Source organism: Gemmatimonadota bacterium (assembly GCA_039715185.1).
Lineage (GTDB): Bacteria > Gemmatimonadota > Gemmatimonadetes > Longimicrobiales > RSA9 > DATHRK01.
In genome coordinates this window covers 19911-44316 of the sequence record JBDLIA010000020.1, presented here as the reverse complement: position 1 = coordinate 44316, position 24406 = coordinate 19911, and the positions used below count along the sequence as shown (strand labels likewise).

General features: G+C 69.0%; 17 protein-coding genes. 2 read left to right on the top strand and 15 right to left on the bottom strand.

Features of this window, described 5'->3' with window-relative positions:
* Positions 1-378 precede the first annotated feature (378 nt).
* Entirely contained in the window at positions 379-1251 is an 873-nt protein-coding gene (locus tag ABFS34_05805) for an RNA polymerase sigma factor RpoD/SigA (protein MEN8374947.1), read from the top strand.
* A 228-nt stretch (positions 1252-1479) separates the two neighbouring features.
* The gene (locus tag ABFS34_05800) at positions 1480-3540 is read left to right on the top strand and encodes a hypothetical protein (protein MEN8374946.1); all 2061 of its coding nucleotides are present in this window, start codon (positions 1480-1482) and stop codon (positions 3538-3540) included.
* A 41-nt stretch (positions 3541-3581) separates the two neighbouring features.
* Here ABFS34_05800 and ssb read toward each other — a convergent pair whose 3' ends face one another.
* The 15 genes from ssb to gcvH form a co-directional block, all read right to left on the bottom strand.
* Entirely contained in the window at positions 3582-3977 is a 396-nt protein-coding gene (gene ssb, locus ABFS34_05795) for a single-stranded DNA-binding protein (protein ID MEN8374945.1), read from the bottom strand.
* Between the two features lie 242 nt (positions 3978-4219).
* Entirely contained in the window at positions 4220-6958 is a 2739-nt protein-coding gene (gene polA / locus ABFS34_05790) for a DNA polymerase I (GenBank protein ID MEN8374944.1), read from the bottom strand.
* Between the two features lie 120 nt (positions 6959-7078).
* Entirely contained in the window at positions 7079-7282 is a 204-nt protein-coding gene (locus ABFS34_05785; protein ID MEN8374943.1) for a cold shock domain-containing protein, read from the bottom strand.
* A gap of 534 nt (positions 7283-7816) precedes the next feature.
* Complete coding sequence (locus ABFS34_05780; GenBank protein MEN8374942.1) at positions 7817-10207, bottom strand: transglycosylase SLT domain-containing protein; 2391 nt, start codon at positions 10205-10207, stop codon at positions 7817-7819.
* Between the two features lie 321 nt (positions 10208-10528).
* On the bottom strand, positions 10529-11227 hold the full coding sequence (locus tag ABFS34_05775; protein MEN8374941.1) for a MotA/TolQ/ExbB proton channel family protein: 699 nt from the start codon (positions 11225-11227) through the stop codon (positions 10529-10531).
* Between the two features lie 112 nt (positions 11228-11339).
* The gene (locus ABFS34_05770) at positions 11340-13439 is read right to left on the bottom strand and encodes a GWxTD domain-containing protein (protein MEN8374940.1); all 2100 of its coding nucleotides are present in this window, start codon (positions 13437-13439) and stop codon (positions 11340-11342) included.
* Between the two features lie 140 nt (positions 13440-13579).
* Entirely contained in the window at positions 13580-14596 is a 1017-nt protein-coding gene (locus tag ABFS34_05765; protein MEN8374939.1) for an ABC transporter ATP-binding protein, read from the bottom strand.
* A complete protein-coding gene (locus ABFS34_05760; protein MEN8374938.1) occupies positions 14593-15630 on the bottom strand; it encodes an ABC transporter ATP-binding protein in 1038 nt (345 codons plus the stop codon). The genes ABFS34_05765 and ABFS34_05760 overlap by 4 nt, the downstream gene beginning before the upstream one ends.
* 32 nt (positions 15631-15662) lie before the next feature.
* Positions 15663-16565: an ABC transporter permease gene (locus ABFS34_05755; protein ID MEN8374937.1), complete on the bottom strand. Its 903-nt coding sequence runs from the start codon at positions 16563-16565 to the stop codon at positions 15663-15665.
* Positions 16558-17541: an ABC transporter permease gene (locus ABFS34_05750; protein MEN8374936.1), complete on the bottom strand. Its 984-nt coding sequence runs from the start codon at positions 17539-17541 to the stop codon at positions 16558-16560. The genes ABFS34_05755 and ABFS34_05750 overlap by 8 nt, the downstream gene beginning before the upstream one ends.
* Before the next feature lies 1 nt (position 17542).
* Positions 17543-19144, bottom strand: coding sequence for an ABC transporter substrate-binding protein (locus tag ABFS34_05745; GenBank protein ID MEN8374935.1), 1602 nt, complete (start codon positions 19142-19144; stop codon positions 17543-17545).
* 49 nt (positions 19145-19193) lie between these two features.
* Positions 19194-20048, bottom strand: a complete 855-nt coding sequence (locus tag ABFS34_05740; GenBank protein ID MEN8374934.1) for a lipoate--protein ligase family protein — start codon at positions 20046-20048, stop codon at positions 19194-19196.
* Positions 20045-22957, bottom strand: coding sequence for an aminomethyl-transferring glycine dehydrogenase (gene gcvP / locus ABFS34_05735; protein ID MEN8374933.1), 2913 nt, complete (start codon positions 22955-22957; stop codon positions 20045-20047). Before gcvP ends, ABFS34_05740 begins: the two co-directional genes overlap by 4 nt.
* A gap of 13 nt (positions 22958-22970) precedes the next feature.
* Entirely contained in the window at positions 22971-23657 is a 687-nt protein-coding gene (locus ABFS34_05730) for a metal-dependent hydrolase (GenBank protein MEN8374932.1), read from the bottom strand.
* A 102-nt stretch (positions 23658-23759) separates the two neighbouring features.
* Positions 23760-24146, bottom strand: a complete 387-nt coding sequence (gcvH, locus tag ABFS34_05725) for a glycine cleavage system protein GcvH (GenBank protein MEN8374931.1) — start codon at positions 24144-24146, stop codon at positions 23760-23762.
* Between the last annotated feature and the right edge of the window lie 260 nt (positions 24147-24406).

Below are 24406 nucleotides of genomic sequence, written 5' to 3'. Positions count from 1 at the left end.
GTGTGCCGGCGCGGAAGTCCCGTGTGCACCGAGGCGCGTGATGCGCCCGCGGGGCAAGGCGGAACGACGCGCCGTAGCCGTCGCTACGGCAAGGAGTTCGAACGCCGCATCCGCGGGATGCAGCGCGAGCCGAATGCCTACGGGACTTCTGCAACGGTACACTAGCACGGAATTTCGATCCTAAAGGGTTGATCTCGATCGGCCCCAGGAATATATTCTTTCGTTCTAACCTTGGCACACAGAATCGTAGGGAAGAGACTTCGCTTGTCTTATTGCGACGCATTGAGACGCGGTTCTTGAGCCCAGTGGCAGCGGCGCGCGCACCCAGACAGTGCGACCCGCTGCTTTTTTTGTCTCCGTAACCCGACCGATCCAGATATGTCGCGATCCATGTTTGCAGAGTCCCGCGCCCTGGATTCCTTCGATCAGTACTTGTTCGATGTAGAGAAGTACCCTCTGATCGAGCATCCCCTGGAGGAGCGCGCGCTGGCGCGGCGTGCTCGCGAGGGCGACAAGGAAGCCGCGGAACGCCTGGTCACCGCGAATCTGCGATTCGTAATCTCCTACGTGAAGAAGTATCAAGGGCGAGGATTGGGCCTGGCCGAGCTGGTATGCATCGGCAACGAAGGCCTGCTGAAAGCGGTCAAGAAATTCGATCCGGATAAGGGCGTGAAGTTCATCTCCTACGCCGTCTGGTGGATCCGCCAAACCGTGCTGCAGGCTCTGGCCGAACAGACCCGTTCGGTGCGAATTCCGCTGAATCAGAACTCCAACCTGGTCAAGCTTTCGCGCACGGAGACCGCGCTCACGCAGCAGTTGGGTCGGACTCCCTCCGATCAGGAAATCGCGGACGAGATGCAGGAGCCTCTGGAGACGATCCGGGCGCTGCGTCGGGTAGCCGCTTCCGAGCTTTCGCTCGACGCGCCCATCGACAGAGGAGACCGCGACAGCGCCTCGTTCGGAGAGCGCTTCGCGGGGGCCGAGGGCGACGACATCGAGAATACCGTCGAGCATCAGGCGCGCCGGGAATTCCTGGACCGGATGTTCGAGAAGTACCTGACCGAGCGGGAACGCAAGATCCTCTACCTGTACTACGGGCTGGACGACGGCGAGGAGCGCACGCTGGAGGAAATCGGCTCGCTGCTCGGCGTAACTCGCGAGCGCATCCGCCAGATTCGCAACCGGGCCTTCGAGAAGCTCCGCGAGAGTCCGGACGGCGCGGCGCTCTCGGGCTTCTGGAGCGCCGCCTAGCTCGCAGCCGCGCGCGCACGCGCCGTGAGGCTGCGCACTCGGGGCCTTCGTCGCTCGCGGCGGGGCCCCGAGGCAGTATTGGCCACCGGAACCGCGCAAGGAACGGCCGGTTAGTAGGACCGGCACCACGCTCGTGAAGCGCTAGGCCAGCGAACCCCTCCGGGCATGATCCCGAGCAATCCACAGCGGCGTTCACCGCCTCAGTGCGCCCGCGGACGGGCGACCCCGTTGCGCCGCTGCCTTGCGCGCTGGGTGGCCGGCCTGGTCCTCTGTGCCGGCACCATTCAGCCGGCGCTCGCCCAGGAATCGGACGACTGGAACGACGCCAGATCCCTGGAGCTCGTCGCGGCGGCCCGAGCCCGGCGGGCGGTGCCCCGCGCGGACTCCGGGCTCACCAGCTACCAGGCGCGCGCGACCGGGTACGTCTACTTCTATCTGGACAGGCGAGACTCGGCGGAGCGCACCCTGGTCAAGACCGATCAGATCGCCCTGAACATCTTCTGGGCCACGCCCGATCGGACCAAACAGCACATCGTCGGCCTGCGCGACGCCAGCTCGCTGCCCAACGGCATCCGCTACCACATGGACCACCTCACGGTGGTGCAGGACGAGTTCGGCGACGTGATCCGCCTCGGCGATGGGGATGAAGTCCGCGACGTGCCGCATCCCGCCGCGCCGCGCTCCGATCAGACGTACGACTTCCGGCTCGCCGACTCGCTGTCGATCCGTTTGACCGGCCGGCCCGAGCCGATTCGGGTGTACGAGATCCAGGTGCGGCCGCGGCGCTTCGACAGCCCGGCGTTCGTCGGGTCCCTGTTCATAGACCGATCCTCGGCCGCCATCGTACGCATGAGCTTCACGTTCACGCCCGCGTCGTACGTGGATCGCCGATTGGACTACATCCGGATATCGCTGGACAACGGACTCTGGGACGAGCGCTACTGGCTGCCTCACGAGCAGAAGCTCGAGATCAGGAGGCAGCTTCCCGAGATCGACTTCCCGACCGGCGGGGTAATCCGCGGGGTCCTGCGGATCGGCGACTATCGCTTCAACGAGGCTCAGCCGGACAACTTCTTTGCCGGCCGCCCGGTGCTGGCGTTTCCCGAAGGGACGCGGGAGCGCTTTCCGTTCGAGGATGAGCTCCACGCGGAGGTGGACGCGGAGGGCCTGGGGACGCCGGCCGAGCTCGAGGATCTGCGCCGCGTCACGCGCGACCTCGTCGGCGCCCGCCGCCTGAGCGGCCTCCCTGGCCTGCGGCTACGGCTGAACGACGCGTCGTCCTTCCTGCGCTACAATCGCGCCGAGGGCGTGCGCGTCGGCGCCGGGCTGGTATGGGCGCCCCGCCCCGAAACGAGGATCGAGCTGGGAGCGGGCTACGCGGCTGGCCGCCGAAGGGCCGATGGCATGGTCGCGGCCGAGCGGCCGTTGTCCGAGGGCCTGCTCGGCCGCATCGAGCTCTACCACGAACGGCGACGGGACCAACGTCCTTCCAGCCGCGTGTCGGGGGCCATGAACTCGCTGCACGCAGCGCTCGCCGACATCGACTACTGGGATCCGTTCTTTGTCAGCGGCGGACTGCTGCGCCTGCGGGGGGAGGTCGCCGACGGCTGGACGATGAGCGGCGAGGTGAGCGCGGAGCGACACCGCAGCGCAGCTCTGGTCGTGGGCGACGAGCCGCCCGGCGCGGGGGACACGGACGGATTCCGCCCCGTACGCGCGGTGGAGAAAGGCGTACTGGGTGAGGCGGCCATCCGGATCGAGCGTCCCCACCGGCCCGGCGCCGCGCGGTCCTGGGACGGGAGCGGCTCGCTGGCCCTGGGGACATGGGACGGGGACGTGTTTCTGCAGCCGGAAATGGAACTCGCCGCTCGCGTTTCCTCCGGCCCCGGAGGCGCGGACCTGGAAACACGCCTCGCGGCGGGAGCCGCGCTCGGCAGCGCTCCCCCGCAGCGCCTCTACTCCATCGGCGGCCTGGGATCGATCCCGGGCTTCGCGTTCCGTTCCTTCGGCGGTGACCGCTACTTCACGGCCGCGGCGGAAGCTTCCTTCGGGGTTCTCGGCCCCTGGATTCGCCCGCGCCTGTTGGCCCACCTCGGCTGGGCGGAGGAGGGCGGACAAGAGCTGCCGGCCGAGTGGGGGGCCAGCCCCACGGACGGCGTGCGCGCCTCGTTCGGACTCGGAGTGGGGCTCATCCACGACATCCTGCGCGTGGACGTCGCGCGCGGCCTGGACGGGGGCGAATGGCAGACGTTGGTCTCCGTCCGCCCCCGGCTCCGCGACTTTCTCTAGCCGGACCAACAGGATCGCGGGAGCGCCTGCTCCCTGGCCGGCTACCCTACTTCGACCAGCTCTTCCTCCTCGACGTCCTCGAGCGCGTCGGCGTCGTCTCCGGCCGGGCGCGGGGAGCCGAGCATGACCAGCTCGCGCACCGTTACCTCGGCGGTGGGCACGCTCACGCCGTTGCGCTCGTAACTGTCGTAGTCCATGCGGCCCTCGACGTAGATCCGGTCCCCCTTGCGGATGTGCGCCTCGGCGATCTCGGCGAGGCGGTCCCACAGCGTCAGTCGGTGCCACTCGGTCCGCTCCTCGACGCTTCCGTCGCGCGGCACCCGGCGACTGGTTGCGAGCGACATGTGGGCGACCCGGGCTCCGGTGCCGGTGGTCTGGACGTCCGGGTCGCGACCCACGTGGCCCACGAGAGTGATCTTGTTGATCGAGCGGCTCATGGCATCCCCCTTCGATTGAAGTACCCCGCCGTCGGCGGCGGGCCATGCCCGCAGATGCAGGGATAATCGGGGCTCCAACATGGTTCGACGCGTCGTCCCATCGGCGGATGTGGAGGGAGCGAACGGCGCGTTGATGTGGAAAAGTGCGTGGAAAGACGCCCGCCCGTGTGCAAAACGCGCTTTGACGAGTCACAGTCAGGTCACGCCGCGGGCTGGCGGGATGAAAGTTCGGGGACCTTCTGTCAGGCCTTACAAGCGAGCCAATCTCCGCCGATTCCGGCGCTGGCGACCAGCGGCACATCGAGCGAGAACGCGCCTTCCATCCTGCGCCGGACGTCTTCGGCAAGCTCTTCGGCAGCGTCCTCGGGGACCTCGAAGACGAGCTCGTCGTGAACCTGCAGGAGCATGCGCCCCCGCTGGGGTGCCTCGGCCAGAGCGGCGTGGATGTCGATCATCGCGATCTTGATGATGTCCGCGGCGCTACCCTGCACCGGGGCGTTGGTGGCCGCGCGCTCCCCAAACTGCCGCACGTTGTGATTTTTCGACCGAATCTCGGGGATGTAGCGCCGCCTGCCCACCAGCGTCTCCACCCAGCCTCGCTCGCGGGCTGCCTCGATCTGGGTGTCCAGATAGGCGCGCACACCCGGAAAGCGCTCGAAGTACTGGTCGATGAAGTGCTTGGCCTCCTGATAGGGCACGCCGAGCTGCCGCCCGAGCGCGAACGGACCGATGCCGTAGATGGTCGCGAAATTGATGGTCTTCGCCGCCTCCCTCATTGGACTCGTGACCTCGTCCGGAGGCACGTCGAAGACGCGCGCGGCGGTCTCCCGATGGACGTCCCGTCCCCCACGAAACGCGTCGACGAACCCCGTGTCGCCCGATAGATGCGCCAGGATGCGGAGCTCGATCTGCGAGTAATCGACGCTCACGAACAGGTGGCCCGCTTCCGGCACGAAGCCCTTGCGAATCTCGGCCCCCAACTCGGTGCGGACGGGAATGTTCTGAAGGTTCGGATCGCTCGACGACAGCCTGCCGGTGGCCGCCACGGCCTGATTGAAGCTGGTGTGGATACGGCCGGTCGCAGGATCGACGAGCTGGGGCAGCGCGTCCACGTAGGTGTTGCGAAGCTTTTCGAGCTGGCGGTATTCCAGGATCCTGGTGGGCAGCGTATGCCCCTGGCTCGCCAGCTCCTCCAGGACGCTCGCGTCGGTGGAGGGGCCGGTCTTCGTCCGCTTGATCACCGGGAGCTCCAGCCGTTCGAACAGGACCTCCCGTAGCTGCTGCGTCGAGTTGATGTTGAACTCGCCCCCGGCCTCGCTGTGGATGTCCTCGCTCAGTACCGCGAGTTCGGAGTCGAAGCGCGCGGACAGGTCCCGGAAGAAGGGCAGGTCGATCCCTATTCCCGCCGTTTCCATGTCCGCCAGCACGGGAACCAGCGGCAGCTCGATATCGCCGTACAGCCGGGTCTGCTCGTACGCCTCGAGTCGCTCGGCGAAGCCCGCCCTCAACTGCAGCGCAATGTCCGCCCGCTGGCACCCGAGGTCCGCCACCGCCTCCACGGCGCGCTCGGCGATGGGCAGCCGGTCGCGGCCGCGGCCTGTGACATCCGCGATCGCGGATGCCGAGCGGCCCAGGTGCTCCAGGGCGAGCGATTCCAGGTCGTGGTCCCGCCTGCCGGGTTCCAGGACGTAGGACCCGAGCATGGTGTCGAACGCGAGGCCGGCCAGTTCCACTCCGCCGCGCCTGAGCGCCAGGAGCGCCCCTTTGAGATCGTGTCCGACCTTGTCGATGCCCGGATCGGACAACAGGCCGCGCAGATCGGCCAGCTCGGCGCTCGCCAGGCCGGGGGCGTTGCTCACCGTATCGCCCAGGGCCAACTCGCCCGGGCGCCGGTGCGCGAGCGGCACATACCACGCGTCGCCTTCCGCGACCGCGACCGCCACGCCCACGGGGGCGCTGGTGATCTCGTCCGGTCGCACGTCTACGCCTATCGCGGCCGCCGCCCGCGCCTCCCGCACCAGCGCCGGCAGGTCGGCCACGGCGGCGACCCGGTAGTTGGTCTCGACCTCGCGGGCGGGCCGCTCCGGCTCTCCCAATTCGCGCGCCAGGCTATGGAACTCCAGCTCCACGAAGAGCTGGCGCAGGCGCTCCACGTCCGGATTCCCCACGGCGAGAGCGCCCAGGTCGAGGTCGATGGGGAGGTCGCGCTGAATGGTCACGAGACGGCGGGACAGCAGCACTTCGTCGCGGTGGTCGGTCAGCGCCTCCCGGGCGCGTTTGGCCTTCAGCTCCGGCGCGGCTGCCAGCAAGCTGTCCAGGTCACCGTACTCCGCCAGCAGCCTGGTCGCCGTCTTGGGTCCTATTCCGGGCGCTCCAGGCACGTTGTCGGAGCTGTCTCCGATCAGCGCCAGGTAGTCCACCACGCGCTCCGGCACCACGCCCAGTCGCTCCGACGCGTTGCGCGTATCGACCCACTCCTCGTCGACCGCTCCGGCGCCGCCGCGGCCCGGATTCAGCAAGCTGATGCCCGGCGCGATGAGCTGGTAGAAGTCCTTGTCCCCGGACACGATCACGGCCTCCAACCCTTGGTTCGAGGCCTTGGTGGCCAGGGTGCCGATTACGTCGTCCGCCTCGTGGTCGGCCAGCTCGAGGACCGGAATGTCGAAGGCGCCGATCAGGTCACGGATGCGAGGCAGGGACGCCGCGAGGTCGTCCGGCATCTTTTCGCGGGTGGCCTTGTACTCGGGGTAAAGCTCGGTCCGCATGCTCGTCCCGGCGTCCCAGACCACGCCCAGATAGTCCGGCTCGTGCTCATCCAGAATCTTGCGAAGGAAGCGGACCATCCCGAACGCCGCGGAGGTGTTCTCGCCGGAGCTGGTGGTCAGGGGGCGACTGATCATCGCGAAGAACGCCCGATAGATCAGGGCGTATCCGTCGATGAGGAAGAGGCGCGGACGCGTCTTGGCAGGAATGTCGACCATGGCCGCCAAGCTGGTTGGGGAGGCGTCTCGGGGCAACGGCGATGGACGAACGCAATCGAGCGCCCCGACGCGGCATGCGTCGGGGCGCTCGTTACGCGAAGGCTCCTATGACCGCAGGGTCTAGAGCCTCATCACGTTCCCGGCCTGCAGCCCCTTGTCGGTCTGCTTGAGCTCGAACTCGACTTCGGAGCCCTCGGCGAGCGTCTTGAATCCTTCCATGGCGATCGCCGAGAAGTGAACGAAGACGTCTTCGCCGCCGTCGGGTTGCTCAATGAAGCCGTACCCTTTCGCGTCATTGAACCACTTGATCCTGCCCCTGGCCATTAATGCTGCCTCCGATGAAGGGTTACCACGGAAGAGAGCGTAACCGAAGGTAGGCCGGCTCGGAAAAAGCCGTCAAGGAAACATTTGTTTGGCCTAGGGCGCCGTAACGGAAGTTGGGTGTGCACCGAAGCGCGCGAAGCGCTCGCGACGCAAGGCGCCGTGACGAAGCGTAGCCGTAGCTACGGTGAGAAGCGGCAACGATGCGCTCGCGGGATGCAGCGCGCGCTGAATGCCATTGAAACTTCTGTTACGGTAACTAGCAGGTCGCTGAAAAAGGGGAGTGCGGCCGCGAGCAGGGGGCTTGCGGGCGTCCAGGGCAGGAACGACGAGGAGGCATAGCCTAAGCTATGGTGACGAGGAGAGACGAACGCTGGATCCCGCAACCCCCTGCTCCCTTCGGGTTGGGGCGGCACGGGGCCGTCTGAGGTCGTTAGCGCTCCTCCCCGATACGCAGCGGTATCGCGTCGTCGCGCTGCCTTGCATCCGACCCCGTGGCGCTCCCAACGCGGCTCGCTACCCTTTTTCAGCGACCTGCTAGGGACCCGAACTCGCCGCCGCCGCGCCATACAGCGCCCTGTACACGTGGATGTGCGACTCCACCGCGCGCACGTATTCGCGCGTCTCCCGGAACGGGATGCGCTCGGTGAACAGGCGATCGTCCTCGAACTCGGGGAAGGTACTCCACCGGGTCACGCGGTGCGGGCCGGCGTTGTAGGCGCTCAATACCCTCGGCAGGCGCTGATCGTAGCGATCCATCTGCTGGCGCAGGTACAGCGTCCCGAGGTGCACGTTGATTTCGGGTTCCTTGAGCAGGTCGGGCGAGAAGTTGCGGACGCCGGCCTCCCGGGCCAGGCTTCGCCCGGTCGTCGGCAGCACCTGCATCAGCCCGATGGCCCCGGCCGAGCTCACGGCGCCCGGCTGGAAGAGCGACTCGCGCCGGATGAGCCCCGCCACGACGAATGGGTCCAACCCTCGCCCGCGTGCCTCGGCGACGACGACCTCCCGGTACGGGAAGGGAAATACGATCTCCAGCATGCGCCGATTCCAGACGCCCTCGTCGTCCTTGATCGCCCAGCCGAGCCGAACCCCGTTGATGGTGTGCCCGCGCGCGATGAGGGCTTCGGCGACCGCGTAATCGAAACCGTCGCGGTCCTGAAAGCGTCTGCGCAGACGCCCGACCTCGTAGTCTTCCTCGTCGGAGAGATCCAACTCGCGCAGCAGATCGAGCCGCTCCATCGCGCGCTCGACCTGTTGCTCGATCGCGGCGTCGCGCGGCGGCGATTCGGCCAGGGCGCCCGCGAGAGGCTCCTCGCCGAGCGCGTCGGCCGCCAGCAGCCCGTAGTAGGAGAGCGGGTCCGCTCTGCGGGCCTGGCGATAGCGCTCACGGGCGAGCGAATCTCGCCCGAGCTCCTCGTACCCCCGCGCGGCCCAGAACGTGGCCTGATCGACCCGCCTGCCCGTGGGAAAGCGGACCCGGTAGTCCTCGTATATCTCCGCCGCCTGGGCGACCTTGCCGTCCTGCCACGCGATGCCGGCCAGGCGCATCATGGACAGCCCGGATTCGTAGATGTCGGGAGCCGCGTCGGTGGTCGCACGGTAGCCGATGGCGGCGGCGCGCAGCCGGCCCGCGTCGTGATCCAGGTCGGCCACCAGGTAGCGACCGCGCGCCCCGGCCTCGGTCCCCGGGAAGCGCTCCGTGATCGACGACAGCGTCGACCTGCCTTCGCTGCTGCGACCCTGGCGGTACTGGGCGCGGCCGGCATAGTAGAGCGCCGTCGCCCCGATATCGCCCGGGATTCCCGACTCGCCGGCGAGGTCGAGCATGTTGCGCTCGGCGTTCGCGTACTGGCGGCCGTTGAACAGCGCGCGGCCCAACTCCAGTCGCAGGCGCATACGCTCGCCGCCCTCCGTGGCGCCCGCGTCCAGATAGCTGCGGATCCCTTCCTCGCCGCGGCGCGGATTGCCGTGCCGCATGTACAGACGGCCGATCAGCAGGTGATCGTTCGGCGTCAGGTCGGGAATCGTGGCCAGCAGTCGCGCCGCCGGGACGGCGTTGGGGTGCCTCGGCGCCGCTCCGATGCCGTTGCGCAGCGCCTCGAGTGCCGCCGTGGTATCGCCGCGCATGAGCCGCAGGCCTCCCAGGCGCGTCCAGGCGCTCGCCCGACGACCCGCGTTGTCGAGCTCGCGCGCGGCCCTCTCGGCGGCCAACGCCGCGCCGGCCACATCTCCCGCGGCCTCGTAGGCGTCTATGCGCACCTCCCAGCCCCAGTCCAGCGCCAGCACCGGATCGGTAGAGCCGAGTTCCACCTCCACGCTCGCGGTGTCGCCGAATTCTGCTGCTGCGCGCGCCGCCAGGACGGCGATCCAGTCCGCGATCTCCGGCAGCAGAGTGCGAGCGGAATCGAACGCCTGCCGCGCCTCGTCCCGGCCGCCGGCTCCGGCGGCCGCCATGCCGCGTTGGATCTCGGCGATCCCACGCGCCCGCTTGGAGGTGTCCGGGGTGATCTCCAGGAAGCGCGCCAGATCCAGCTCCGCCTGGTCGCGCTCGCCCTGCAGCAGGCGGCTCCGGCCCAGCAGGCTCCAGCCCAGCCCCCCCGCCTCTTCGTCCAGCCACGGACGGTCCGCCAGCAGGGACTCCACGCGGTCCCAGCGGCCCAGCCCCGCCTCGGCTCGGGCCGCCAACAGCACGGTCGCAGGCTCGGGTTCGGGGACTTGGGCGAGGTACTCCCTCAGGATACGGCTGGCGCGCCAGTACCGGCCTCGCTCGAGCGCCTCGCGCGCCTCCTCGGGCAGAGTGTCCGCCCACACGAGCGCACCCGACCCCGACGCCTCGGCCGACGCCCGACCGCCTTGGTCGGGTGTTCGAAGCTGCGTCGCCGCCGCCAACGCGACGAATAGCGCGAGAATCACAACGGACCGATGCATCATGCTCCTGCCGCCCACCCAGCGTACGTACGGCGAAATGGCGAGGCCTGCCACGAGCAACGCCCGCCCTGGATGGGAATACACTCCCACCAGTCGGGCAATGCGCCAGACCGTCGCGTCCGTACCGTCTGTGAACACCGGAGGATTGCGCCGAGATCCTCCGCCCTGCCGCACCCCGCCCCTTCGGCGCACCCCTACGATACCACCGGGAGGGCGCAAGTGCGATGTTTTTCCGGACGACCATGAAACGAAAAAAACCGCCGCCCGGGTAGCTCGGGCGGCGGCCTGTCGACCGGACCGGACAGCCGGCAGCGACCTCGATCAGGCCGTGCGCGCCTCCAGTTCGTGCAGCGTGTCGATCATCTTCTGCGCCGACTCTTCCGTATCGAGCACCAGGCGGTCGATCCGCGTGATGAAGTAGTTGTGGAAGATGTTCAGCGGAATGGCGATCGCGAGGCCCGCGGCGGTCGTGATCAGCGCCACCTTGATACCCCCGGCCACCAATGTGGCGTCCACCTCGCCGGCCAGCTCGATCGCCTGGAAGGCCTGGATCATCCCGATGACCGTCCCGAGGAAGCCGAGCAGCGGCGCCACGTTGGACAGGGTCGCGAGCCACACGAGCCCTCGCTCGAGGCCGGCCATTTCGATCAGGCCGACGTTCTCGATGGCCTTCATCACGCGGTCGGTACCCTCGTTCTTGCGCTCCAGCCCCGCAACCAGAATGCGGCCGGCGGGCGTCCGCGACTCGCGGGCGCGGGTGAGCGCCTCGTCCGTGCGGTGATCCGCGAGGAGGGCGTCCACGTCACGCAGGAGGCTCTTGGTCCGCGACGCCGTAGACGTCAGCGTGAAGAACTTCCAAACGATGATCACGACCCCCACCAGAAAGGCAGCGGCCAACGGGTACATCATGAAGCCGCCGCCCTCCCAGATCTGGACAACCTGCTCAAAGAAACTGAGCTCTTGTGTCTCGAGACCCGGGACCTGAAGCAGTACGGCGCTTACGGAACCAAGACCGCTCACGGAGTCCTCCGTCGATCGTTCCATGCGGGCCCGAGCACGAGGCGCGCGAGCCTGCGAATTTGGCGAAGGGGTCGCAAACTAGAGGGGCCCCTTCGGGGTGTCAAGCAAGGAATCACCGGATACGAATTTCCCGCCGCGCGGCGTATGACGTCCGCTCTACCAGGTCGGTGATGGTCACCTGGAGTTGGTATGAACCGGTGTCCGCGTCGGGGATCTGCAGGGTGAACCATTCCGGAATCTTGTCGCTGCCGGCCGGCACCTCGCGCTCCCACGAGAGCTTCGTGGGATCGTCTCCCGCGCCCGGAAGAAGTCGTCCGAGCGAACTCACTATGCTCCCGACCAGGCCGCGCCGCCCCTCGAGCTCCACCTCGACCCGATACCGGGATGCGTCGTTCGCCTCACCCAGGCCGTACACCTCGAAGTAGACGCCGATCGGGTCCCCCGCCCCGAAGCTCAGGTCCGGCGAGGCCGTGATCGAAAGGTCCGCGCGCGTCTCCACGACCGGTTTGTGGGCCTCGATCTCGGTCGCGATCAGCAGGTCGGATGTCGACAACCAATCGCCGAAGACACCGACCACCACGCTGCCTCGGTCGACGGCCACAACCTCGCGGTCGTCCGACATGACTTCCACGCTGTAGGGATAGGTACCGGGACGCATCGGCAGCCGGAAGACCACCTGGCGGGTCCCCGGACCCATCTGCACTTCGCGCTCGGTTCTGTGTTCGGAGTCCCCGACCCTCAGCGGGAGAATGTACACTCCCGCCATGCCGTCGAAATCGGCATCGCGGCCGCCGTCCGGGAGGTGGAAGAAGACCTCCACGCTCGCCGCGGCGCGGTCACCCTTGAAGCGCACCACCTGGTGCGGAAGGTCCTTCAGCCAGGTCGGCCGGAACACGCTCGGCACGGAGTTCTTCAGGTCGTTGGCGTGCTCACGGCTGTAGCTGCTGAACGCGTGGCGCATGCGCCGCCAACCCAGGTTCTTCTCGAAGATGAAGCTCGGCTGGTCCTTGGTGTAGGTCCAGAAGATCGTCCGACCGGAGCGAGGATTGATGGTCGTGCCGGCTATCTGGCGCACCCAACGCGGCCGCCCGTAGCGAATCATGATCTGCCCCGGCTCGGTGGTGTAGCCGCGGCTACCCGACAGCGGATTGCCGAACCACAACTCGGCGAGCGCCACCCTCGTCCAGTGCTCCAGGGCGCGCTCGTTCTCCCGCGTCATGCGCATGGGGTCCGAGATCGCAAGGATGTGTCGCCGGACCTTGCCGAGCTCGTCCCAGTCCATGCCCTCCATCAGTTCGGCGATGTCCTTGAGAACGATGTCCGTCAGGTCGTTCAACACCTCCCGCTCGGACGGCTGCAGGCGCGCTATGCCGGCCTTGAAGAAGCGCTCAGCTGCGACCGGATCGCCCGCACGGAAATGGGCGGCGCCCTTCCAGATGTGCGCCCACCCCGACGTATCACTGAACGCAGTATGCCGCTCCGCAACTTCGCGAAACTCCTCCCAACGACGCTCGCGTGCCAGCTGGCCCAGCAGGCCCGCGGCGGCTTGACCGTTGGCCGGGTGCAGCTCGAACGCCTTGCCGAAGCTCGACCACATCTCTTCGGCCTCGTCGCGCATCATGTCCGGCGGATCGAACTGGAAGAGCCTTTCGTGGAAACGCTTCGGGCGGGCGAAGTTCAGGCAGAAGAGGCCGCGCATGTTGCACGAAGGGGAGTTGCGCGGGATGAAGCGGTTGATGGGGAGATAGCCGTCGTAGTCCGTAACGTACTCCTCCATCGCCCGCGCGTGCTCCAGGTATATCCTCGCCCTGTCCTCTGCGGCCAGATCCCGGCTCTCATCTTCGACCTCGCCCACCGCCCGGCCGAGGACCCGCTTGGCGTCACCAATGCTCCCGCGCTTGCGCATCAGCAGCGAAAATCCGAACAGCCAACGGGGATTCTTGTAGTCCTCGTCGAGCGCACGCTCGAGGGCGTGCTTGGCCTCTCGCCGCTGCTTGTAGTCGAGCGGATTCAGCGGCGCGGTTTGGGCCAGGAGCATACCGTACTCGCCCCAGACCGCCGCCGGCGCTTCATTCGTTGCCGCCTGCCGCAGGACGGCCATCGCCCCGGCGGTATCGCCCTTGGCGATGAGCTGTTGAGATTGTTCGCACGGGAGACAGCCGACGGCGCCCTGTAGCGCCGCCGTCATGAGGAGGAGGGCGGAGTCGATCATCTACATGTAACGCGCGAGGGAGCGAAAACGTATCACACGTGGATGCTGCTTCAATAACATATGGTGATGCCGGGTGCGGACGCACGCCCGATGGCCGCCAGGCGCGTCCGCGCGGGGTCGGCCGTGCGGGAGCGGGGCGACTAGGCCGCGCCCGCGGCGGCCCGCCCGGGGTCGGGCCCCGCAGCCTCCTTGACGCACGCCACCGCGCGGTCGACCCCGATCTGCACGAGCGGTGGCCTCACCAGCGTGCACTCCTGATCCTTGCGAGGATCCGGGCACCGGGGGTGGAACGGGCAACCGGGAGGCGGCGCGGAAGGGTCGGGCACGTCGCCGGTGAGGACGATCCTGTCGCGGGAGCCGCCCGGTCGCGGTACCGGCACCGCTGACAGCAGGGCTCGCGTGTACGGGTGACGCGGGTCGCGATACAGCGTCGCGGCGGGAGCCGTTTCCACGATCCTTCCCAGGTACATGACCGCCACCCGGTCGCTGACGTGCTCGACCACGCTCAGGTCGTGCGCGATGAACAGGTAGGAGATGCCCAGGTCGAGCTGCAAACGGGCCAGCAGGTTGAGCACCTGCGCCTGCACCGACACGTCCAGGGCGGACACCGGCTCGTCGCACACGATGAAATCGGGCTCCACCGCCAGCGCGCGCGCGATGCCCACGCGTTGCCTCTGCCCGCCGCTGAATTCGTGGGGGTATCGACCGGCGTGCTCGCGCGCCAGACCGACGATCCCCAGCAGCTCGTTGACCCTGCGCTCGGCCGCTTCGCCGGCGGCGAGCCGGTGTACGCGCAGCACCTCGCGCAACGCCCCGCCCACGGTCATGCGTGGATTCAGCGAGGCGAACGGGTCCTGAAACACGATCTGCGCGCGGCGCCGCAGCGCCCGCAGGCCGGCCCTGTCCAGGCTGCCCACATCGCGCCCATCGAACCGCACCACGCCGGATGTGGGCTCGATGAGGCGCAGCAGCGCCCGTCCGGTCGTCGACTTGCCGGAGCCGGACTCGCCCACGAGGCCCAGCGTCTCCCCACGTCGCACCTCGAAATCCACTCCCGCTACGGCCTGCACCGCGCCGACGCCCCGGCCGAACGCACCCCTCCGTACGGGGAAGCTCTTTACGAGGTCCTGCACCTGCACCAGCGCCTCGGCCTTCACGCGGACCCTCCCACGCCCACCGCGAATCCGCCGTCCACCCGTCGGGCGGGTTCGGCCTCGAGCCAACAGCGCGCGCCCGGGTCATCCGCCGGCTCCGGTGGCGCCTCGCGACACCGCTCCCACGCGTACGGACAGCGGTCCCGGAAGCGACACCCCTGCGGCCAGGCGAGCGGCGACGGCACCTGGCCCGGAATGACCGTGAGCCGATCCCTTTCGGCTCCCAGCCGCGGCACCGCGCCGAGCAGGCCCTCGGTGTAGGGGTGGCGCGGGTCGTCGAAGATGGGGCCCACGGGACCGCGCTCCACGACCTGGCCCGCGTACATGACGAGGACCCTGTCGCACGTTTCCGCGACCACTCCCAGATCGTGCGTGATGAGCAGCACCGCCATCCCCATGCGCTCGCGCAGCTCGGCGATCAATTCCAGGATCTGGGCCTGAATGGTCACGTCCAGCGCGGTGGTGGGCTCATCGGCGATCAACACGTCGGGCTCGCACGCCAGCGCCATGGCGATCATGACGCGCTGCCGCATGCCGCCGGAGAGTTGGTGCGGGTATTCGCCGGCGCGCTGTGCCGGGCCCGCGATGCCCACCAGGTCGAGCAACTCGATGGCCCTGGACCACGCCGCCTTGCGCCCCATCCCCAGGTGGAGGCGTAGCGACTCCGCCACCTGTTCGCCCACCGGGAACACCGGGTTCAGCGAGGTCATCGGCTCCTGGAAGATCATCGCGATGTCGGCGCCTCTGATGGCCCGCATCTGCCGCTCCGGCAGGCCCACCAGCTCGCGCCCTCGCAGGCTCACCGAGCTGCCCTCCAGGACGCGGCCGGGCGGGTCCGGCACCAGACCCAGAATCGACAGCGAGGTCACCGACTTGCCGCACCCGCTCTCGCCGACGATGCCCAGGACCTCGCCCTGGTGCAGGTCGAACCCCACCCCATCGACGGCCCGCGCGACTCCTCGCTCGGTCCGGAAATGGGTCCGCAGGTCGCGTACGCGCAGGATGGGATGGGGGCCCTCCGCGGCCTCGTCGGCCACCCGATCGGCGGCGCTCACCGCGCCCGGATCGCTCACTGGCGGAGGCGCGGGTCCAGGGCGTCGCGCAGCCCATCGCCCACCAGATTGAACGCGAGCACCGTCAGCACGATGGTGAGCCCCGGGAACGTGGCCACCCACCACGCGCCGATCAGATTCTGGCGGCCGTCGGCCACCATGTTCCCCCAGGAGGGCATGGGCGGCTGCACGCCCAGCCCCAGGAAGCTGAGGCCGGCCTCCAGGACGATGGTGTTCCCCACGCCGAGCGTCGCCGCCACGATGACCGGCGCGAGGACGTTGGGGACTATGTGCCGCGCGATGATGCGCCCCGCGCCGAAGCCGAGAGCGCGCGCGGCCTGGACGAACTCCCGCTCACGCAGCGACAGCACCTCCCCGCGCACGATGCGAGCGGTGCCGGGCCACTGTGTGAACCCCAGGACCAGGATGATGAGCAGCACCGAGGGGCTGAACAGCGCCACGATGAGGATCAGGAGGATGAGCCGCGGGAACGCCAGGACGGTATCGGTGAAGCGCATGATGGCGCTGTCCACCCAGCCGCCGAAGTACCCGGCGACGGCGCCCAGCATGGTGCCCAGTGTCACCGCGATCGCGACCGCGAGGAAGCCTATCGCGAGCGAGATGCGGGCGCCGTAGATGATCCGGGTGAGAACGTCCCGCCCGAACAGGTCCGTGCCCAGCGGGTGCGCGAAGGAGGGGGCCAGGAAGCTCGTCGCGACGATGTCGTCCTGGGCGATGGGGTCGTAGGGCGCGGCGAGCGGCGCGAACACGGCCAGGAGCGTCAGCAGGACCACCAGCGCCAACCCCCCCAGCGCCAGGCCGTTGCGGCGGAAGTGGCGCGCCGCTATCGCCCACTGGGAATCGCCCTTCTCCGGGGGCGCCCCGGCATCCGGGGACTCGGCGACCTGCGGCTCAGTCATAGCGAATGCGCGGATCCACAACCGCGTAGAGGAGGTCGGCCAGCAGGTTACCCAGCACGACCAGGCCCGCGAAGATGAAGCTGGTCGCCATGATCACCGGGTAGTCGCGCTGGAAGATCGCGTCGAAGATCACGCGGCCCATGCCCGGCCACGAGAAGATGGTCTCCACGAACACCGTGCCGCTGAACAGGAGCGGCAGGTACAGCCCCAGCAGCGTGACTACGGGGATCAGCGAGTTCCGCAGGCCGTGCTTCAGGATCACCGTGCGCTCGGGCAGACCCTTCGCGCGCGCCGTGCGGATGTAATCCTGGCGGATGACCTCCAGCATCTGCCCCCGCGTGTACCGGGCGACGCCGGCCGCGAGCACCAGCGTGAGGGTAGCCGCCGGCAGGACGAGGTGGGTAAGCCTGTCCGTCAGCTTCCCCCAGGCGCTCAGGAATTCGTAGTCGACGCTGGTGATCCCGGTGGCCGGGAGCGCTATGGGCAAGCCCCACTGGTGCGCCTTGAGTGAGAACAGGAGCATCAGCATCAGCGCGAGCCAGAAGGACGGCATCGAATAGAAGAAGAGCGCGCCTACGCTGAGCACGCGGTCCACCCAGCGGTGCTGACGGACCGCCTGGAGGACGCCCACAACGATGCCTATCGCGAACATCGCCGCCAGCGCGACGAAGGCCAGCAGGAGGGTGTTGGGCAGCGCGTCGCCGATGACCTGGGCGACCGGCCGATTCTGCGCGAACGAGTAGCCGAAGTCGCCCGTCAGAAAGGAGCCGAGCCACTTTCCGTAGCGCGTGACGAGCGGCTGGTCGAGCCCCAGGTTCCGCCGCAGTTGCTCCACCACCTCGGGCGGTACGTTGGGGTTGAAGTAGAGCGCCGCGGGATCCCCCGGCGCCAAGTCGAGCACGATGAAGATGAGCGTCGCGACAGCGAGCAGAAGTGGGATCGCCCCCAGGGTCCTGCGTGCGGCGTACCTTAACACGTCAGCGCGGCGCCCAGCCGGCGAGGCCGCGGAATTCGCCCCGGGGATCCATGTCCACGCCCGCGACGTCCGACCCGACTCCGGCCAGCTCGTCCAGCCAGAACATGAAGGTGGCCGGCTGCTCCCGCTTCAGCAGCCGCACGAACTCGCCCCAGGTCGAGCGCGCCAGGTCCGGGTCCGAGGGCGCGCGCCCGGCGTCGAGCAGGCTGTCCGCCGTGGCGTTCGAGAAGGACGTGCGATTGGCCGACCCCGGTATGCCGGCCTGCTCCGAGTCGAAGAGAGCGAAGGGCGCGGAGCCGACCTGGAAGTTGTCCAGCACCCAGTTGGCGAATGCGGCGTCGTAGTCGCGCGCGCGGAACTGCGCGAGCATCGTCTGGAACTCGGTGACCTGCAGGCGTACGTCGACGCCCACCTCGCGCAGGTGCGCCTGGACGACCTCGACCACCGCGCGGTTCAAGGCTCGGTCGCTGCTGAGCAGCGTGAACCGGAGCGGATCCCCTGCGCCGTTCTCGCGCACGCCGTCCCCGTCCCCGTCCTCCCAGCCGGCCTCCAGCAGGAGGCGTTCCGCGGCCTCGGTGTCGTGGGGCAGCGGCTCCACCTCCGGCGACAGCGGACTCCACGGCGGAATCGGGCTCGTGGCCGGCGCGCCGAATCCACCCAGCAGCGCCGCGATGATCTCGTCGCGATCGATCGCGTGCGTCAGCGCGCGCCGCACTCGAGGGTCGGTGAACGGCTCGCGACGATTGTTCCACGCCACGAAGTAGACCGTCCGACCGGGGAACGAGAGCAGGCGGAGGTCCTCGGACCCGGCCACATCGTCCGCCTGGTCGGGTGCGATGTCTATGTCCGCGTGGATTCCCCCCGTCACCAGCTCGGTGAGTCGGGTCGCGGCCTCGGGGATCACCCGGATCACCACCCGAGCCGCCTCGGGCGGCCCGCCGAGCGCCTCCGGAAAGGCGTCGTTGCGTTCCAACACCAGGCGCTCGGCCGCGCGCCACTCGGCGAATCGGAACGGGCCGCTGCCCACCGGGGCGCGGTTGAACGGCGCGTTGCGGAGCTCGGCTACGGGTACGTCGGCGAGCAGGTGCTCGGGCATCGGCGCCCACCAGAAATCCTCCAATGCCTGCGCGTGTGGGCGGTCGAAGACGAAGCGGACCGTGCGCGCGTCGACGGCCTCCGCGCGCGCCACCCGAGTCAGGTAAGCCTCGGCCAGCAGCGACGCCGCCTCGGGGTCCTTGGCGCGCTCGAAGGTGAAGACCACGTCCCCGGCGTCCACCGGCTCGCCGTCGTGCCACGCGACGTCGCCCCGGAGCGTGAACACCACCGCCGTGTCGCCCTCCAGTCGCCAGGACTCGGCCAGCCACGGACGCACGCGGAGCTGCTCATCGTACTGCACGAGCGGGGTGAATAGAGCGTACTTGATGAGCTCGTCGGTGTACTGGCTGCTGTTGGTGATGGAGTTGAAGCCGCTGAAGTCGCTGCGCACGCCGACCACGAGCGCGCGTCCCGCGGCGGACGGCGCGTCGGCTCCGCAGGCGATCACCCCCGCCGCGAGGGCCGCGCTCAGGGCCACCGTGCCGATCCGACGATGGTGCCGACTCATCCTCGTGGGCGCTCCGGTCAGGGGTCCGAACCTAGTGTACCGTTGCACACTAGCGGCGCCAGGTCCACGCTTCGGATGAGTACGTCTCAGCGCGGCGCTCCGCGAGTGCGCCCTCCTCGGCCGTGATGCCGGCGCGCTCCAGGCCGACCGCCAGCAACTCGCCGAAGGCAGCGCCGAGGGCCTCCAGAATGTCCGCGTCGGCGGGCGCGCGGCCCAGCTCCGCCGCGAGCGAGGTGCCCGCGCGCGCCGGGGTCGTGCCGGCGGGGGCCCCCGAGAGCGCCTTGCCGACCCCTGCCTGGGAGCCTGACAGGAGGAGCGAGCCGTGCTGCAGCAGGGCGCGTCCGCGCCGCCGCTGAGCGCTGCCCATTATCTTGCGACCGGAGACCGTCACCTCGCCCGGAGCCGCGGTGAGGAAGCAGCGAGCCTCGGGCCCGTTCAGGTAGACCTGGCCCGTCGCCGCGCCGACCCGGTTGGCTCCGGTGGCGCTCGGAGGGGTGACGCGCGCCTCCAGGCCCAGCGCCCGGAGCCCCGCGGCGAGAGCGCGGTTGATCGCCGCGTACGCCGCCCTGGGCCGTCCGAGCGCGGACACCGGAGCCGCCACCGAGTAGGTGATCTCGTCGGCGTGCAGCACGGCCAGGCCGCCCGTGGGCCGGCGCACGATATCCCAGCCGAAACCCGCGATGGTGGCCGCGTCCACGCGACCACGCAGCGGCTGATTCCTTCCCACGGACAGGCACGAGGGAGTCCAGCGGTAGAAGCGCAGGGTAGGCGGAGCGCCGTTCGCCGCCGACTCCAACAGAGCGTCGTCGAGGCCCATGTTGCGGGCGCCGCGGGCCTCCAGCGCGGCACCCGTTCCGGCGTCTCCCGTGCCGAGCAGGAGCCGCCACGGGCGCGCCGAGCTCACCCCGCCGCCGCCCCCGAGTACTCGTCGATCGGGGGACAGGCGCAGACCAGGTTGCGGTCCCCGAACGCGGCATCGACGCGACCCACGGCGGGCCAGAACTTGTGCTCGCGGGTGGTCGGGCTCGGGAAGGCCGCCAGCTCGCGCGAGTACGGGCGGTCCCAGGAGTCGGAGGTCACGACTGCGGCCGTGTGCGGGGCGTTGCGCAGCGGATTGTCGTCCGCGTCCAGCTCGCCGCTCTCGACGCGGGCGATCTCGGCGCGGATCGAGACGAGGGCGTCGCAGAAGCGGTCCAGCTCCGCCTTGGACTCGCTCTCGGTGGGCTCGATCATCAGCGTGCCCGGCACCGGGAAGCTCAGCGTGGGCGCGTGGAAGCCGTAGTCCATCAGACGCTTGGCGATATCGGTGGCGTCCACGCCCGTCGCGGGCTTGAGGTCGCGCGGGTCGATGATGCACTCGTGAGCCACGCAGCCGCCCGGCCCCCGGTAGAGCACCGGGAAGTGTTCGTCCAGGCGTTCGGCCACGTAGTTGGCGTTGAGGATGGCCACCTCGCTCGCTCGCCTCAGGCCGTCCGCGCCCAGCATCCTGACATACGCCCAGGAAATCGGCAGGATGCTGGGGCTGCCCCAGGGCGCCGCGGCCACCGGACCGAGCGCCTCGCCGCCGACCGGTATCACGGGGTGCCCCGGCAGAAACGGCACCAGGTGCTCGGCGACGCCGATGGGGCCCACGCCGGGGCCGCCGCCGCCGTGCGGTATGCAGAAGGTCTTGTGCAGGTTCAGGTGGCACACGTCGGCGCCGAAGTCTCCCGGCCGGGCGAGGCCGACCATGGCGTTCATGTTCGCGCCATCCAGGTACACCTGCCCGCCGCCGGAGTGGACCACCTGGCAGATCTCGGTGATCGACTCCTCGAAGATGCCGTGCGTGGAGGGGTAGGTGATCATGAGCGCCGCGAGGTCGTCCGCGTGCTCCTCCGCCTTGGCTCGTAGATCCGCCAGATCCACGTTGCCGCCCTCGTCGGTCTTCACCACCACCACCCGCATCCCGGCCATGACCGCGCTCGCCGGGTTGGTCCCGTGCGCGGACGCGGGGATGAGGCAGACGTCGCGATCCTCGTCGCCCCTGCTCGCGTGCCAGGCGCGGATCACCAGCAGTCCGGACAGCTCGCCCTGCGATCCCGCGTTCGGCTGCAGCGAAACCCCGGCGAACCCCGTGATCTCCGCTAGCCATTGCTCCAACTGGCCGAACAGGACCTGGTAGCCGGCGGCCTGCTCGGGCGGCGCGAAAGGATGAATTCCGCCGAACTCTCGCCACGTGATCGGCAGCATCTCGGCGGCCGCGTTGAGCTTCATCGTGCAGGAGCCGAGCGGGATCATGGACGTGGTGAGCGACAGGTCCCTGCTCTCCAGCCGCTTCAGGTAGCGCAGCATCTCATGCTCGGCGTGGAAGCGGGAAAACACGGGGTGCGTGAGGTATTCGCTGACGCGGTCGAAGCCGCCGCCCCACGAGCCGTCGACTTGCGCCGCCAACTCCGCGGGGCTCAGCGAGCCGTCGCCGCCGAAGGCGCCCAGCAGGTCGGCGAGGTCGTCCTCGGTGACAGTCTCGTCGAGCGCGACCACCAGGTCTTCGCCGTAGGAGCGGAGGTTGATGAGGCGCTGGCGAGCCGCGGCCAGGACCCGATCGCGCGCGCCCTCCGCTACGCGCACCCGCACCGTGTCGAAGAAGCGCTCGTGCACCACCTCGTGGCCCAGCCTGGTGACGCCCTCGGCCAGCGCCCGCGTGGCCGTGCGCACCCGCTCGGCGATCCGGCGCAGGCCCTCCGGGCCGTGGTAAACGGCGTACGCTCCGGCCACAACCGCCAGCAGAACCTGCGCCGTGCAAACGTTGCTGGTGGCGCGTTCACGGCGGATATGCTGCTCGCGGGTTTGCAGCGCCATGCGCAGCGCGGGCCGGCCCCGGTCGTCGACCGACACGCCGATGATGCGCCCGGGCACCTGCCGCTTGAACTCCTCCCGCGTGGCGAAGAAGGCCGCGTGCGGACCGCCGTAGCCCAGCGGTACGCCCAGGCGCTGAGCGCTGCCGACCGCGACGTCGGCGCCCCACTCTCCGGGCGGAGTCAGCAGCGCGAGCGCGAGCGGATCGGTAGCCGCGGTGACGAGCGCGCCGGCCTCGTGGGCGGCGTCGGCGAGCGCGGAGTAGTCGCGAATGCACCCGTCCGTGGCGGGATACTGCACCAGGGCGCCGAACACCGAGTCGTCGAACGCGAAGGACGAAGGATCGGCTACGCGCACCTCCCAGCCCCTCGCGCGCGCGCGGGTGCGCACCACTTCGATCGTCTGAGGATGGCAGTCGTCGGCGACCAGAAAGGTGTTGCGGGCGCCGCGCGTCACGGCCTGGCTGAGCGCCATGGACTCAGCCGCCGCGGTCGCCTCGTCGAGCAGCGACGCGTTGGCGATGGGGAGGCCGGTGAGGTCGATCACCGCGGTCTGGAAGTTCAGCAGCATCTCCAGGCGTCCCTGCGAGATCTCCGGCTGGTACGGAGTGTAGGCCGTGTACCAGCCGGGGCTCTCCAGGACATTGCGGAGGATGACCGGCGGCGTCACGCAGTCGTGGTAGCCCATCCCGATGTACGACCGCCAGACCTCGTTCCTGAGCGCCAGGTCCCGCAGCTCCGCCAGCATGGCGTGCTCGCTCGCGGGTTCGGGCAGCGAGAGGTCCCGGCGCAGGCGAATCGCGTCCGGAATGGAGGCATCCACGAGCGCGTCGAGCCCCGGGTAGCCGAGCCGCTCGAGCATCTGCTCCGTCTCGGCCTCCGAAGGGCCAATGTGGCGACGCGCGAAGGCGTCGGTGAAGGCGAGCGGGCTCGCGGCCGCGGCCGACCCGCGCTCCGGCCGACCCTGTATCGCCGCCATGGCTTCCGTCAAGTCAAAACTCCCATGTAGATCCGGGCTCCAGCACTACGGTTCGGGCTTTGTCGCCGACCTTCGCGGCGAACTCGTGCGGATCCTGGTCGATCACTTCCCAGGTGCTGTAGTGCATCGGGATCACCACATCCGGGCGAATGAACTCCACCGCGCGAACGGCGTCGTCCGGTCCCATGGTGAAGTTATCGCCGATGGGAAGCAGGGCGACGTCGACCTGCCCCTCGAGGAGCTGCATGTCGACGATCAGCGCCGTGTCTCCAGCGTGGTAGAGCCGCTTGCCGTCCATGTCGATCAGGAAGCCGCCGGGCACCGTCGTGTAGGGGCCGGCGCCCTCCCCGGCGACCATCCCGCCGTGGAGCGCGGGCGTCATCTTGGCGTACCCGAACGGGAAGCTGTGCCCGCCCCCGATGTGCAGCGGATGCGCCTTGCTCACCCCCTGGGTGCCCACGTAGCTGACGATCTCGAAGGTCGAGATGAGCGTGGCCCCGGTGCTCTTGGCCAGCGGAATGGCGTCCGCGAAATGATCGTGGTGGCCGTGGGTACAGAGGATGAAGTCCAGCTCGGCGATGTCGTCCACCGACGCTGCGCAGGAGGGGTTGTCGTTCAGGAAGGGGTCGATGATGAGCCGGTGCCCCGAGTCCGTCGTCAGTCCGAACGTCGAGTGCCCGTACCAGGTGAGCTTCGCCATGCGCCTCCGTCCTGGCTTCGCCCCGACCCACGACCGGCCGAGGCCGGCCGCGACGACGGCGAGCGAGGCCCGCGGGGCCGCGATCGCGAGGGCCCGGAGCCGTTAGCCTATGTGGTCTTCGTACCCCGCGCCGTCCAGGAGCGCATCCAACTCCGACTGGTCGGCGACCCGAACCTTGATCATCCAGCCGTCGCCGTATGGATCGGAGTTCACGAGGGACGGATCCGCGTCCAGCGATTCGTTCATCTCCACCACTTCGCCGCCGACCGGCATGTAGAGGTCGCTGACCGCCTTCACCGCCTCCACTGTGCCGAACACGTCCATCTTGGCGAAGGAGTCCCCGGCGGAGGGCAGTTCCACGAACACCACGTCACCCAGCTCCCCCTGGGCGTAATCGGTGATGCCGATGTAATAGAACCCGTCCTCCTCAGCGGGCCGCAAGTACTCGTGTTCCTCGCTGTACATCAGGTCCGAGGGGATTTCGGACATAGGGCCCTCCGGTCGCATCTGGGAGTCGGAGAGGCGTCGGCTCGGCGGCCCCGCCATCGGTCGATCTCGCTTGAACTGAGCCCCGTAGACTATCCCCGGCCGCGCGCGGCCGGGCGGGTCGTCCGCTGAAGCGCGTCGAGAATAGACGACCCCGCGAGGGCCGTCAAGCAGCCTTGCTGGCCCCAGGAGGGACGTGTACAATTCGGTTGAGCCGCGCGTCTTGCGCGTGCGGCTCCTGGGCCGCGAGATCGGGCCTCATG

Coding starts and splice junctions, on each gene's coding strand:
- ABFS34_05770 (MEN8374940.1), bottom strand. CDS start 13,439: ATGATCGACTCCGCCCTCCTCCTCATGACGGCGGCGCTACAGGGCGCC.
- ABFS34_05785 (MEN8374943.1), bottom strand. CDS start 7,282: ATGGCCAGGGGCAGGATCAAGTGGTTCAATGACGCGAAAGGGTACGGC.
- ABFS34_05805 (MEN8374947.1), top strand. CDS start 379: ATGTCGCGATCCATGTTTGCAGAGTCCCGCGCCCTGGATTCCTTCGAT.
- gcvP (MEN8374933.1), bottom strand. CDS start 22,957: ATGGCGGCGATACAGGGTCGGCCGGAGCGCGGGTCGGCCGCGGCCGCG.
- ssb (MEN8374945.1), bottom strand. CDS start 3,977: ATGAGCCGCTCGATCAACAAGATCACTCTCGTGGGCCACGTGGGTCGC.
- ABFS34_05780 (MEN8374942.1), bottom strand. CDS start 10,207: ATGCATCGGTCCGTTGTGATTCTCGCGCTATTCGTCGCGTTGGCGGCG.
- polA (MEN8374944.1), bottom strand. CDS start 6,958: ATGGTCGACATTCCTGCCAAGACGCGTCCGCGCCTCTTCCTCATCGAC.
- ABFS34_05730 (MEN8374932.1), bottom strand. CDS start 23,657: ATGGCGAAGCTCACCTGGTACGGGCACTCGACGTTCGGACTGACGACG.
- ABFS34_05755 (MEN8374937.1), bottom strand. CDS start 16,565: ATGACTGAGCCGCAGGTCGCCGAGTCCCCGGATGCCGGGGCGCCCCCG.
- ABFS34_05745 (MEN8374935.1), bottom strand. CDS start 19,144: ATGAGTCGGCACCATCGTCGGATCGGCACGGTGGCCCTGAGCGCGGCC.
- gcvH (MEN8374931.1), bottom strand. CDS start 24,146: ATGTCCGAAATCCCCTCGGACCTGATGTACAGCGAGGAACACGAGTAC.